Source organism: Bacillus sp. FSL M7-0558 (assembly GCF_038003245.1).
Lineage (GTDB): Bacteria > Bacillota > Bacilli > Bacillales > Bacillaceae > Bacillus > Bacillus pumilus.
Map to the genome: position 1 here is coordinate 3,568,140 of NZ_JBBOOU010000001.1, position 12,992 is coordinate 3,581,131.

Sequence of the window (12,992 nt, forward strand, 5' to 3'; positions counted from 1 at the left end):
TTTTCTTTATTCTGTGATCACAGTGTGAATGAGAGTTGGTGCATCAGCATGATCTGCGATGCGGATGTTGTCATAAATTTTCTCCACGACATTCGCAACATCTTCACGATTTGCATGAAGTGTCACGAGTGAATCTCCTTTTTCAACACGATCGCCGACTTTTTTGTTCAGCATGATGCCGACAGATAGGTCGATCTCGTCCTCTTTTGTCGCACGTCCTGCTCCAAGAATCATCGCTGCAACACCGATCTCGTCTGCGACGATTTCAGCAACCACACCTGATTCCTTTGCAGGAACGTCGATTTGGTAAGGGGCTTGCGGCAGTTTTTCCGGCTGATCTACAATCGAGCCGTCCCCACCTTGATTTTCTAAGAATTCCTTGAATTTCTCAAGTGCTTTGCCGTTTTTCATGACTTCAATTAGCTTTTCTCTTGCTTCATCAAGCGTTTCTGCTTTTTTCGCAAGAACGACCATTTGACTTCCTAAAGTGAGCACAAGCTCGTTTAAGTCTTCAGGGCCTTCGCCTTTAAGCGTATCAATCGCTTCTTTCACTTCAAGGGAATTTCCAATCGCTAATCCTAGCGGCTGAGACATATCAGAGATGACAGCCATCGTTTGTCTGCCAACGTTGTTTCCAATGCGGACCATGGCTTTTGCAAGCTTCTCAGAGTCTTCAGGTGTTTTCATGAAAGCACCTGCACCTGTTTTCACATCTAGTACGATCGCATCTGCGCCAGCAGCAATTTTCTTACTCATAATAGAGCTTGCAATGAGCGGGATGGAGTTAACGGTTCCTGTCACATCACGAAGGGCATAAAGCTTTTTATCCGCTGGTGTCAGGTTGCCTGATTGACCAATGACCGCTACTTTATGACGGTTCACAAGCTCGATGAATTCGTCTTTTGTAATTTCTACGTGGAAGCCTTTTACCGCTTCAAGCTTGTCCACTGTACCGCCTGTATGTCCAAGGCCGCGGCCAGACATTTTCGCAACAGGTACATCAAGTGCAGCCACAAGAGGAGCGAGTACAAGCGTTGTTGTATCGCCTACACCGCCTGTTGAGTGCTTGTCTACTTTAATACCCTCAATGGCAGAGAGGTCAATCGTGTCTCCCGAGTTCGCCATAGCGAGCGTTAAGTCAGCACGTTCTTGATCCGTCATATCTTGGAAGAAAATCGCCATAGCCAAGGCACTTGCTTGGTAGTCAGGAATTGTTCCGTCCGTATACTCTTTGACAAAGAAAGAAATTTCCTCTGAAGATAATTCTTTTCCGTCACGTTTTTTCGCAATGATATCTACCATTCTCATTGTTTTCACCATTCCTTTTCTTAAATTAGTAAATCAAACCGACAACGCCTGCTGTTAAGAAGCTGACAAGTGTTGCACCAAATAGAAGCTTTAATCCAAAGCGTGCGACAACGTTCCCTTGTTTTTCGTTTAAGCCTTTGACTGCGCCAGCAATGATACCGATAGAAGAGAAGTTCGCAAATGATACAAGGAATACAGAAATGATCGCTTCTGTACGAGCAGTGAAATGGAAAGCATCACCGGACAGGATTTGCATTGCCACAAATTCGTTGGAAACCATTTTCGTTGCCATAATGCTTCCTGCTTGTACTGCTTCGCTCCAAGGTACACCAACAATAAAAGCAAATGGGGCAAATACATAACCAAGTACATCTTGGAAAGAAACACCGATGACAGCTGTAAAGATTCCATTAATCATCGCAATTAATGCAACGAATCCAATCAACATCGCAGCGACAACAATCGCTACTTTGAAACCATCCATAATATATTCGCCAAGCATTTCAAAGAAGGATTGCTTTTCTTCTTCTACAATTTCAATCATGTCTTCGTCCTTAGCCACTTCATAAGGATTGATGATAGACGCAATAATAAATCCACCAAATAGGTTTAACACGAGTGCTGTTACAACATACTCTGGTTTAATCATTTGCATGTATGCACCAACAATGGACATCGATACAGTTGACATCGCAGATGCACACAATGTATAAAGACGTTGTTGAGGTAATAATCCGAGCTGTTTCTTAATGGAAATAAAGACTTCTGATTGACCTAAAATCGCAGACGCTACTGCGTTGTAGGATTCTAGTTTCCCCATTCCATTTACTTTACTAAGCAAATACCCGATTCCGCGTACGATAAGCGGGAGGATACGCCAATGCTGCAGGATACCGATCAATGCCGAAATAAAGACGATCGGCAGTAAGACATTGATGAAGAAAGTTGACGCCTTATCATTCATTAATCCGCCAAATACGAAGTTGATTCCTTCACCGGCATAGCCTAGAAGCATTTGGAATCCCCTTGCAAAGCCCCCGACTAGGAAATTTCCAACACCTGTATTGAGCAGAATATAACCTAAAATAAATTGCAGTACAATCATGACAATTACTGGACGGAATTTTACTCGTTTTTTGCCGTTACTAGCCAGCCATGCAATGGCGAGAATCACCAGCAAACCGATGATACCAATCACGTATTTCATGTTTTTCCTCCTCGAATGAATTCGTTTACATTAATGCGCTTGTATGGAACAAACCCTATTTCGCAAACAAAGTGCGGAAGAAATTCCCAGAAGTGAGATCCTTCCGCATATGACTTTTTCATCATTTATGAGTCACGAATGTTATCCTACCATAGGATCGTATGAATTAATAGTCTTTCGAAGGAGCTGATTGATCCCCTTTGATAATAGAAACGCCTGCACTCGCACCAATTCGGGTAGCGCCTGCAGCTAGCATTGCCTCAACATCTTCTTTTGTTCTCACGCCGCCTGATGCTTTCACACCGATGTCAGGTCCTACTGTTTTACGCATTAATGCGATGTCCTCAGCAGTTGCACCGCCTGTACTAAATCCAGTCGATGTTTTCACAAAATCAGCGCCAGCTTTCACTGAAAGCTCACAAGCTTTGACTTTCTCTTCATCTGTGAGTAAGCACGCTTCAATAATGACTTTCACAAGTGCCTTCCCTTTTGCTGCGTCTACAACTGCACGAATATCTTGCTCAACTGCATCATATTCGCCGTCTTTCAATGCCGCGATATTGATGACCATGTCCACTTCGGTTGCACCGTTCTCAATTGCATCCTTTGTTTCGAATGCTTTTACTGCTGTTGTGTTTGCACCTAGCGGGAAACCGATGACTGTACAAATATCAACGCCTGTTCCTGCTAGTTCTTTCGCCGCAAGAGACACCCATGTTGGATTCACACAAACAGATGCGAACTGATGAGTCTTTGCTTCTTCAAGTAACTGCATGATTGCAGCTTTCGATGTATCTGGTTTTAGTGCTGTATGATCAATAAGATTTGCTATCGTCATGCTTACACTTCCTTTTAATTATGATACTTTCATCATATATGACCGATGAACATTTGTAAACATAGTTATGAAATTTTGTTCATCTATTTTGTGACATTTAAAAGAGCCTTTGCTGTATGCTGATCAATCATCAATACGTTCGCATATTTTCCTCTTAGTGCACCGTGGATAGAAGCAACCTTGCGATGTCCGCCAGCAACAAGAATAGAGCGTTCTTTTGTTCTTAAATCATCAAGCTCCACGCCAATCGTACGGTTGTTAATCGCTTCACTGCAAATGCGTCCTTCTTGATCATAAAAGCGCGAACAGATGTCCCCAACACTGGATGCTTTGAGCAGTGCTTTTTCTTCTTCGCGGAAGTAACCAAGTCTAAACAAAAGGGCTTCATCTCTTACCGTTCCAACAGTGAACACAGCAATATTCGCCTGTTTGCCCATTTCAATGATGCGCTGAATATGTCTGTCCTGTTCAACCATCTCCTTGACGGCAGCACTATCAAATACAACAGGAAGCGGTAAATAGCGCGGTGCTGTTTGAAAGGCCTCGGCAAACAGCTGGATGGTTTCCGCAGAATATGTATTCACATGGGAGTGGCTAATCCCACCCTTCAGCTGGACAACCTCTACACCTTTGACCTGTTTAGGTTGCATCTTTTGAGCAATTTGATACATGGTGGTTCCCCAGCTCACACCAACGATATCACCGTCTTTTACTGTGTTTTGCAAGTACTCAGCACCAAATTGGCTCAAGTATTCAGTGATCGTTGGATAATCATCTTTGGGCGAAAACACCACATGAGCTTCGAGCAGGTCATATTTTTCCTTGAGCAATGAAGACAGCTCATTCAAGTCTTCAAACGGGTCCATTACCGTTATCTGGACGTACCCCTTCTCCTTCGCATATTGAAGCAGCCGAGATACAGTTGGTCTCGACAGGTCGAGCTGTTTGGCAATTTCCTGCTGGCTGTAATCCGATAAATAATACAGCCTTGCCGCTTCAATACTCAGTTGTTGTTTCTCCCGATCCATTCGTACGCCTCCTTTTTTCTTCTATCATAACAAATTGTTCAACTTATCATGCACAAATGTTCATTTGAAAAAAATAGTATAGGCGGCTTGGAAGGTCTCATTCTTCTCTAAAGTTTGAATACCGAACTTTTCCTTGTACTGCCCATTCGTCCCTTCAACATCGGCAATACCGTACCAAGGCTCAATACAAACAAAAGGAGCCATTGTGCCCGTTTCTTGATGATAAGGTGACCAAATACCAACGAACGGAAAACCAGTGAGATCAACCTCAACCCCGTGACCTGCCTGAGACACCAATGACACTCGATTGATATGACTAAAGATCATCGCATCATGCTGAAAAAGCTCTGGTCGAAGCTGAATTGGTTTAAGCTGAATGCTTTTTTCTTTCTCCCTGACAAGTGAATTTTTTAGTTCATATTGGACAGGAAGATGCTCAGTAGAAGGCGTCAATGTCAGGGAATAATCTGCTGTGCGCTCTCCTTCAATTAGCGGAACTTGAAATGCGGGGTGACCTCCGATGGAGAAATACATCGTGTCATCTCCGACATTATCAATTTCCCAGGAAATCATCAGACCATTTTCCGACAGCTCGTATCGAATACGGGCGGTAAATTCATAGGGATACTGCTCGATGTGGAGGCCTTTTGATTCATATTGAAAGGTCACTGTATGTTTCGTTTCTTCATGTAAATCAAAATCAACATCACGCAAGAATCCATGCTGCGTGAGCTCATAGGTTTGATCATCTATCTTGTATTGGTCATTCTTTAATCGTCCAACAATCGGGAATAAGACAGGCGACACCCTGCCCCAGTATGCAGGATCGCCAGACCACATATATTGACGTCCACTTTCCTTATGAAGCACCTCTCTGACCTCGGCACCCCTCTCATTGATCTGAATCAATAACTGATCATTTTCAATTGTTCTCATTTCACACATCCCCTTTCCATCTTCTTTTATTATGACAGGGATTTTGGTTTTGAGTATAAAAATAAGGCAGCCTTCCTGACCATCAATTCTATCTTTATATAAAAATTTTAAAAAAAGACAGAAATTCGCCAACAAAATGTGATGCTGATTCGTCTAATCTTATATAAAATAAAAGAATCGTTGCTCTTTTGGAGTGACAACAAAAAAGAAGCGTTTTGACATAAATGGGGGATTCATTTTCATGAGCAGCAAGGAGAATCGTTTACGTTATATATTAGGACTAGATGGGCTAAGAGCCGTTGCTGTATTGGCGGTCATTGCTTATCACTTACATATTGGACCTGCAAGCGGCGGGTTTCTTGGCGTTGATTTGTTTTTTGTGATTTCTGGTTACTTGATTACAACGATCTTGTTACATAAGCAGGATTTGGGTTATCAAGAGCTTTTACCATTTTGGATGGGCCGAATCAGAAGGCTCCTTCCAGCTGCTTACGTGATGATTTTCTTAACCGTCAGCTGGTGTGCAATTGCGGGTTCGAATGCACTATTGTCCATTCGTGGCGATGCCTTATCGTCCTTTTTTTATGTCAGTAACTGGTGGTATATTTTCCATCAGCTGTCTTATTTTGATAGCTTCAACGCTGTATCTCCACTGAAAAATTTGTGGTCTTTGGCGATAGAAGAGCAATTTTATATCATTTGGCCGGTACTATTGATTGCTGGGCTAAAATGGGTGAAAAATAGATCCCATCTGCCAATGATCACCTTTGGCCTTGCACTTGTCTCCGCCTTATGGATGGCAATCCTTTATTCACCCGATACGGACCCAAGCAGGGTTTATTATGGAACAGATACTCGTGCATTTGCGCTTCTGATTGGGTGCAGCCTAGCATTTGTATGGCCCATGCAAAGACTGTCCAGCAAAAAGCTCCTTCCTGTTGGCAGACGTATTTTACATATCACTGGTTTTGGTTCGTTTGCGGTTTTTCTTCTATGTGTTTATGCAGTGGACGAATTTGACGGTTTTCTCTATCAAGGCGGCATGCTTTTATTCTGTCTTAATGCAGCGATTTTAATTGCGTGCATCTGCCACCCTGCAAGCCTATTGGGAAAATGGCTCTCCTATCAGCCGCTCGTCTGGATTGGAAAGCGTTCTTATGGTATTTACCTGTGGCATTATCCCATCATCGTGCTGACCACCCCTGTCATTGAAATTGGACAGCCTTCTATGGGACGTGTCGCATTGCAGATCATTGCCATTTTACTTATCGCAGAGGCCTCTTACCGCTTCATCGAACAGCCGATTCGCCGGCTTGGCTTCACACAATATTTTGCCTCTTGGTCTATTTGGAAAAAGGGATTCAAACAATGGTCTACGTCTCATAAAGTGTTCCTTGGAATCACTGCAGCTCTTTTAATCTTATTTACCATTGGCATGTCCAGTTCGTCCCATACGTCTCCACATGCCAAGGAAGTGACACAAATTAAGACGGCACCAAAAAAAGCAGGAGACTCTACGGAATCGAAAACGAAAAAAAAGAAGGAAAAACATGAGAAGAAAGCAGCAGATCAGAAGCAGTTTCACCAAATTCTTGCTATTGGTGATTCCGTCATGCTGGACATAGCGCCGAATCTTGAAAAGACATATGCACAAATCACCATCGATGCAAAGGTTGGCAGACAAATGAACGAAGCCGTCAGCATCGCTCCTCAGTATGCTTCATTTAATCAATCTGATGCCGCTGTTATCATTGAGCTTGGCACGAATGGCTATTTTACTGAGGACACATTGACAGCATTCATTCAGCAATTTTCAAAGGCGCACATTTTCCTTGTGAACACGAGAGTCCCAAGGTCTTGGGAAAGCGATGTGAATGCAGTCATTCAGCGAGTGGCCGATCAACATTCCAATGTGACCCTGGTCGATTGGCATTCAGCCGCTACTGGACAGCCTTCTTATTTTCAGCCTGATGGTGTTCACCTTTCAACAAAAGGCTCTGATACATTGACACAGCTCATTACAGCTAGCATCAAGAAAAAAGGAGATGTGTCATCGTCATAAAAAAGACTAGCATCCTGCTAGTCTTCTTTTTATGCCGTTAAAAGGCTGGCTTTCAGCGCTAACACACGCTTTTCCTTCGTTTTTTGATCCACCAACGCAAAATCACCATTCTCATACGCTAATGAAAATAATTTTTCGATATGAAACACACCTGTCTGAAACCGCCTGCCCAATAAATGCAGTGCCGCAGCAGAGGCGACTTGAGCTGTTGCTTGAGACTCATCATGCCCTTTTATTCCAAGTGCTACATGATGAATCTTGTTCCTCTCCATTCCTGTCGCCTCCACTTTCACTGCATATTGATCTGTTCCCATTTGAGCAGATTGAATCATAGAAATGGCTCGTTCCTTGATTTTCGGCACAGTGAGAAGGGACGTCATTCCAAGGCTCCTTGTGACAGCAAATGCCCGCGTTGCCGCGCGAGAATCAAAACAAAGCCTTGTTGTCACAGAAGGCACGCTGAGCGTCAAAGGCAATGTCTGCTGATCAGAGAAGGGGAACTGATAGGCTTGCCGCTTTCCAAGTTTCACACCAAAATCTATACGCTTGCCTCCAGTAAAGCTTTTGACTCTTTTACGCTGATGATGCTCAGTAACCACATAGTCAGTATGGACATTGTCAAGCGTCCATTCAATGGCGGCTTTTCCATGCTGATCACCCAATCCAAGCATAATCCCTATATCTATTTGATTCACTGATGAGAGCATAGATGCTGCTTTCGCTGCCAATAAATTCGTAAGGCCAGGCGCAAGCCCGACGCTGAGTAAAGCCGTTGCACTGGTGTGCTGGTGATCCAGTTTTGCCATCTGTTCCATGTACGCCCCTTTCGCAGAAATATCTATATAATCAATGCCTGACCGCAGAACTGTTTCAGCAAATGACGGATCTTCTTGATCAAGGCACATGATCACCAGTTTTGTTTGATCCACCCAGTCCGAAAATAACGGCTCACTGACATCTAATTGATAGGGAAGAACTTTCCCTTTTGTCTGGCGTGAAAATTTCTCAGCTTTCTCATAGCTTCTGCCTGCCGCTACAATTTGTCCGGGATACACTTCGCTTAGCTCAAGACATATTTGCTGTCCAACATGTCCATAGCCGCCTATCACCATCACCTGTGATCTCATTTCTTATCCGCCTCTCTACGACCTCGCTTGCAAACAAGCCCCTTAATCATTCCTGCCTGAAAATAAGGTATGATGTCTTCAAATCCTGCTTTGATTAAATGCTCTTTTATCTCTTCCTCGGGAACAGGGTGTGTCGCGCTTCCCAGCCTGTCTTTAAAGGACGTAAACACTTCTTTTTCTAGACCTTGCCGCTGCATGAAAAGAGAAAGCATGTGAAGCTCCTGTTGAAATGCTTGGGACTTCATCTCTCCCTGTATAAATGCCAACATAAACGGCGCATCTGGTTGAAGCCTGCGGGCAATCTCTTCTAAAAAGAGCTGGCGCTTTTCTATAAAATGAATCACAAGCAAGCTCACCGCTGCATCGTAAACAGGTTCAGCAGAAATCTTATCTAATGGGGTCTCATGCCATGTGACACGCGCCTCCATCTCAAGCTGTGCAACTCGCCGTTTCGCCATGTCCAGCATAGAAGGTGACGGATCGACCCCTGTGATGAGCCAGTCTTCTTTTCTTTGAAGCATGTTGATGATCTCTTCACCCCCGCCCGCTCCAACAGTCAGGATGCGGGAAGCCGCTCCCTTTAATTCAGTTTCTAATACGTCTATTGTCAACTCATGCAATAGCTGATAACCGGGTACTTTATGAGCAATCGTCGCTGCATATGACTCAGCAACGGGATCGTGCCAATGCTGGTTTCCTTTCATGTCCTTCTCCTCCAGTTCCTTTCCGCTTTACATCGTTTCCTGTACACTAACGATATGACATCTTTATTGTAAAAAGAGACAACATAAAACACGATCCCTAAAAGTGGGGATTTTTGAGGAGGAGATCATGTGACCAATCCAGCCACTCATTTTCAGCAACTGAGACAACACATTCGGGACGAGCTTGCTGCCGTCCTTGATTTTGATGCCGCCTGTATCACGACCATTGATCCAGCCACTCTCCTCTCGACAGGGTCCTTCACAGATGAACCGATTGAAGACATTCATGACCAACTGTTTCAAAATGAGTTCTTAAAAAAGGACGTACATCAGCATGAGTCTCTAGCCAAAGGCCCCGTTCATGCTGCGAGCCTAGTCCAAAGCGGAGAATACCTTAGCAGTGAGCGCTACCAAGACATTTTGTTACCTAAAGGATGGTCTGATGAATTGCGGGCAGCTCTTGTGATTCAAGGAGAATGCTGGGGCATTGCCAGCCTCTATCGTTTAAAGAACAAGGAACCTTTTCAAGAACAAGATATTCGAGCGGTCATCGAACAAACGCCTAGGCTCGCAGCCAAGCTGAGAGATGAACTTTTCAGGAAAAGAGATACCGAAGAGGACGCGGCGGCGGAGCAGCAAGGCTTCCTCATTCTCTCGCACGATTACAACCTTCTTTATGGAAATGAGACGGGTCTTCATTGGCTTCAGACGTTTCAAGCCTTTGAACAAATCCATGACAGGGCGGTTATGCCGCGCCCGTTTAGAGCATTAGGGGCAAAACTTTTATACGGCGGCATCGACCAAACAGCGGCAAGCATGACGAGATTGCCTACGGGGCTGTTCCTCTCTCTTCAAGCATTTCGATTAGCGCAGGCAGCCGGTCAGGAAGAGGCTGTCATGATTCACATCAAGAGAGCCCAAACCAATGATATTCTTCCTTATGCGGCAAAAACGTACAAGCTGACAGAAAGAGAGATGAACGTCCTTGACTGCTTATTAAAAGGACAGTCTACAAAGGAAATTGCCAGCACTTTATTTATTTCAACCCATACCGTCCATGATCATGTGAAGGCGATGCTACAAAAGACAAATTTGAGCAGCAGACGGATGCTTGTTTACTTTTTCTCTCACATATAAAAAAGCGGCTACCTCACTGGTAGACCGCTTTTTCGTTTATTTCCCTAAAACTAACTCATGCAGGACATGTGCAACGCCGGCTTCATTATTGGACTTTGTCACAACATCCGCTACTGCTTTGACATCATCAATGGCATTTCCCATGGCAACACCACAGCCCGCAAATTCCAGCATCGATACGTCGTTCCCATTGTCACCAATGGCCATGACCTCTTCACGAGCAATCCCCAGCTCTTTCGCTAGAAGCTTCACGGCATTCCCTTTGCTGACTTCAGGATGCAGGATTTCAAGGAAGAAATCTGTACTTTTCACCATCATGTACTTGTCTTTTACTTCAGATGGAATGGCTTGTATCGTCTTTTCCAACCGTTCTGGCTGATCAATATACATCATTTTCGGAAGTCTCATTGAAGGATCTGCCTCTTCAACAGGTAAATATTTAAGCGGCAGCTTTGTTAAATAAGATTCAAGTACTGTGTACTCACTAATATCACGATTCGGTGTGTACAAATGAGCGGAATCGAAATAATGCATCGGTGTATCGAGCTCACGGCTCAGCTTATATAAAGAAGTTAAATCCTCATAGGATAACGTCAGTTCTGACACCACTTCATTTGTGTGACTGTTTTGGACGAGCGCCCCATTATAGGCAATCACATAATCTCCCTCTTGATTGAGCTGAAGATCATCTAAATAGCGATTCACTCCGCCAATAGGCCGTCCTGTACATAACACAATTTTAACGCCCTCTGCTTTCGCCTGTTGAATGGCTTCAAACACCTCATCCGGCACCATATGTTGATCATTTAATAACGTACCATCCATATCAATTGCAACTAATTTATACATTCACTGGTCCCCTTTTCTCAGCAAAAAACGTGCTGCACTATTTTGAGCCATCATCTATATGATGACAGGTTATATCATTACTATTTACCTATTTTAGCCTATCGTTTTTTCATCACGCTGTCTACTTGTTCTCACTGTAACAAAATTGTCATAAGCCTTCTCTATTATATCGTATTCTATTCATCCTGCTTTAAATAGAGTTTCTACCCTTTTCCAACGGGAAAATGAAGACAAATGTTCACCACTGAATATTTTGAAACTAGCAAATCTAATTGTATGATGGATAGCAAAGAAAGGAGGTGCAGGGAATGCTTACGTTTACTAGAGGTAAATTGTCAAAAATGTCTGGTGTGCATATTGAAACCATTCGTTTTTATGAAAATGAGGGTGTGCTCCCCGAACCAAAGAGAGCACATAACGGCTATCGTTTATATGATAAAAAATATGTACTCATGCTATCCTTTATCACAGAAGCAAGAAAGCTAGATTTCTCACTCAAAGAAATTCGTGAAATTATTAAATCGCTATTTGAAAAACAATCAAAGACAGAAGCTGAACAGCTGCTCGAACAAAAAGTTGAGGATATTCAACACTCCATTCAAGAGTTAAAGAAGAGGAAAGCTGCCATTCAATTATTAACAAAACAAACATTAGCGAACATCAGCTAATTGTAAGGGTTGCCAAAGATGTGCCAGTGTTTGCCACTGGCGCCCCTCTACGCCCAGGTCTCAAGTGCGCGTACGATTCAAACATCAGTTATACTAGAGACAGCTTTACTTGATATCAAACGAGTGGAAGGGGTTTTGAATAGAATGAACATTGCAACCATTGGAACAGGTGTGATTGTGGAAAGCTTCTTGCAAGCGATTGAACAGCTTGATGGCGCTTCTTGTCATGCCGTCTATTCAAGAAAGGAAGCAACGGCAAAGAAGCTCGCAGACCAATTTGGTGTAAAAACGACTTATACGGATTTAACGGCTATGCTGAAAGATCCAAACATTGACGCTGTTTATATTGCATCACCGAATCGATTACATAGCGAGCATGCCACGGCTGCATTAAGAAACGGAAAACATGTGATTTGCGAAAAGCCTTTCACCTCTAATGTCAAAGAGCTGGAAGCCTTAATCGCACTAGCAAAGGAAAAGCAGCTTCTCCTATTTGAAGCCATTACGACCGTTCATATGCCAAACTATCATTTAATCAAAAAACACCTTCATCAATTAGGTAAAATCAAACTGGTTCAATGCAACTATAGTCAATATTCAAGCAAATACAATCAGCTGCTAGCCGGCGAAACGCCAAATGTCTTTAACCCTGAATTCTCAGGAGGAGCGTTGATGGATATTAATATCTATAATGTCCATTTCATCATGAATCTCTTCGGATCACCGGAGCAGGTCCGCTACCAGGCAAACCGTCATCCCAATGGCATCGATACATCTGGTGTTTTGACTTTCACCTACAATGATTTCATTGCGACAAGTGTCGGCAGTAAGGATACAAGCAGCATGAATTTTGCATTGATTCAAGGAGAAAAGGGCTTCATTCATGTGAAAAATGGGGCGAATGGCTGTGAGGAAGTGCTGCTTCATGTGAATGACCAGGTGATCTCACTTAATGCACAAACAAATTCAAACCGCCTGTTTTATGAAGCAGAGGCTTTTCAGCACATCATTGAAACAAATAATCATGAACAGTGCTATGTATGGCTTGATGAAAGTCTTTCTGTGATGAAAGTCCTTGATGCTGCAAGAAATGATGCAGGTATTGTTTTCCCAGCAGATCAATTTTAA

The 12,992-nt window shown here is 43.3% G+C and carries 12 protein-coding genes; 4 read left to right on the forward strand and 8 right to left on the reverse strand.

The window, feature by feature from the left end; all coding sequences use genetic code 11:
• Window positions 1–6: 6 nt before the first annotated feature.
• From MHB79_RS18190 to MHB79_RS18210, 5 genes are all read right to left on the reverse strand, one after another.
• Window positions 7–1,308, reverse strand: a complete 1,302-nt coding sequence (locus MHB79_RS18190; protein WP_106035751.1) for a pyrimidine-nucleoside phosphorylase — start codon at window positions 1,306–1,308, stop codon at window positions 7–9.
• A 25-nt stretch (window positions 1,309–1,333) separates the two neighbouring features.
• A complete protein-coding gene (locus MHB79_RS18195) occupies window positions 1,334–2,515 on the reverse strand; it encodes a NupC/NupG family nucleoside CNT transporter (RefSeq protein WP_106032035.1) in 1,182 nt (393 codons plus the stop codon).
• 166 nt (window positions 2,516–2,681) lie between these two features.
• Window positions 2,682–3,353, reverse strand: a complete 672-nt coding sequence (gene deoC, locus MHB79_RS18200) for a deoxyribose-phosphate aldolase (RefSeq protein WP_003215179.1) — start codon at window positions 3,351–3,353, stop codon at window positions 2,682–2,684.
• An 83-nt stretch (window positions 3,354–3,436) separates the two neighbouring features.
• Window positions 3,437–4,381 (reverse strand): sugar-binding transcriptional regulator, encoded by a 945-nt coding sequence (locus MHB79_RS18205; protein WP_003214694.1) that lies wholly within the window; start codon window positions 4,379–4,381, stop codon window positions 3,437–3,439.
• A 60-nt stretch (window positions 4,382–4,441) separates the two neighbouring features.
• Entirely contained in the window at window positions 4,442–5,317 is an 876-nt protein-coding gene (locus tag MHB79_RS18210; RefSeq protein ID WP_226804468.1) for an aldose 1-epimerase family protein, read from the reverse strand.
• Window positions 5,318–5,558: 241 nt separating this feature from the next.
• On the opposite strand from MHB79_RS18210, the gene MHB79_RS18215 reads away from it, so the two are divergent.
• Window positions 5,559–7,379, forward strand: coding sequence for an acyltransferase family protein (locus tag MHB79_RS18215; protein WP_322000014.1), 1,821 nt, complete (start codon window positions 5,559–5,561; stop codon window positions 7,377–7,379).
• Window positions 7,380–7,408: 29 nt separating this feature from the next.
• On the opposite strand, the gene MHB79_RS18220 is transcribed toward MHB79_RS18215, so the two are convergent.
• Together MHB79_RS18220 and MHB79_RS18225 are read right to left on the reverse strand one after the other, a co-directional pair.
• Window positions 7,409–8,506, reverse strand: a complete 1,098-nt coding sequence (locus tag MHB79_RS18220) for a saccharopine dehydrogenase family protein (RefSeq protein ID WP_322000016.1) — start codon at window positions 8,504–8,506, stop codon at window positions 7,409–7,411.
• On the reverse strand, window positions 8,503–9,210 hold the full coding sequence (locus MHB79_RS18225) for a class I SAM-dependent methyltransferase (RefSeq protein ID WP_322000017.1): 708 nt from the start codon (window positions 9,208–9,210) through the stop codon (window positions 8,503–8,505). The genes MHB79_RS18220 and MHB79_RS18225 overlap by 4 nt, the downstream gene beginning before the upstream one ends.
• Before the next feature lie 129 nt (window positions 9,211–9,339).
• Here MHB79_RS18225 and MHB79_RS18230 point away from each other — a divergent pair, with 129 nt between their 5' ends.
• Complete coding sequence (locus tag MHB79_RS18230) at window positions 9,340–10,347, forward strand: helix-turn-helix transcriptional regulator (RefSeq protein ID WP_212045731.1); 1,008 nt, start codon at window positions 9,340–9,342, stop codon at window positions 10,345–10,347.
• Between the two features lie 36 nt (window positions 10,348–10,383).
• Here MHB79_RS18230 and yidA read toward each other — a convergent pair whose 3' ends face one another.
• Window positions 10,384–11,196 (reverse strand): sugar-phosphatase, encoded by an 813-nt coding sequence (gene yidA, locus MHB79_RS18235; RefSeq protein ID WP_003215147.1) that lies wholly within the window; start codon window positions 11,194–11,196, stop codon window positions 10,384–10,386.
• 308 nt (window positions 11,197–11,504) lie between these two features.
• Between yidA and MHB79_RS18240 the strand changes: the two genes are divergently transcribed.
• Window positions 11,505–11,864 (forward strand): MerR family transcriptional regulator, encoded by a 360-nt coding sequence (locus MHB79_RS18240; protein ID WP_003215283.1) that lies wholly within the window; start codon window positions 11,505–11,507, stop codon window positions 11,862–11,864.
• A gap of 144 nt (window positions 11,865–12,008) precedes the next feature.
• Window positions 12,009–12,992: a Gfo/Idh/MocA family protein gene (locus MHB79_RS18245; protein ID WP_322000021.1), complete on the forward strand. Its 984-nt coding sequence runs from the start codon at window positions 12,009–12,011 to the stop codon at window positions 12,990–12,992.

Bases quoted from the DNA above. Each gene is read 5' to 3' on its own strand.
- MHB79_RS18225 (WP_322000017.1), bottom strand. From the start codon at position 9,210: ATGAAAGGAAACCAGCATTGGCACGATCCCGTTGCTGAGTCATATGCA.
- deoC (WP_003215179.1), bottom strand. From the start codon at position 3,353: ATGACGATAGCAAATCTTATTGATCATACAGCACTAAAACCAGATACA.
- MHB79_RS18205 (WP_003214694.1), bottom strand. From the start codon at position 4,381: ATGGATCGGGAGAAACAACAACTGAGTATTGAAGCGGCAAGGCTGTAT.
- MHB79_RS18195 (WP_106032035.1), bottom strand. From the start codon at position 2,515: ATGAAATACGTGATTGGTATCATCGGTTTGCTGGTGATTCTCGCCATT.
- MHB79_RS18240 (WP_003215283.1), top strand. From the start codon at position 11,505: ATGCTTACGTTTACTAGAGGTAAATTGTCAAAAATGTCTGGTGTGCAT.
- yidA (WP_003215147.1), bottom strand. From the start codon at position 11,196: ATGTATAAATTAGTTGCAATTGATATGGATGGTACGTTATTAAATGAT.
- MHB79_RS18210 (WP_226804468.1), bottom strand. From the start codon at position 5,317: ATGAGAACAATTGAAAATGATCAGTTATTGATTCAGATCAATGAGAGG.
- MHB79_RS18245 (WP_322000021.1), top strand. From the start codon at position 12,009: ATGAACATTGCAACCATTGGAACAGGTGTGATTGTGGAAAGCTTCTTG.
- MHB79_RS18215 (WP_322000014.1), top strand. From the start codon at position 5,559: ATGAGCAGCAAGGAGAATCGTTTACGTTATATATTAGGACTAGATGGG.
- MHB79_RS18190 (WP_106035751.1), bottom strand. From the start codon at position 1,308: ATGAGAATGGTAGATATCATTGCGAAAAAACGTGACGGAAAAGAATTA.
- MHB79_RS18220 (WP_322000016.1), bottom strand. From the start codon at position 8,506: ATGAGATCACAGGTGATGGTGATAGGCGGCTATGGACATGTTGGACAG.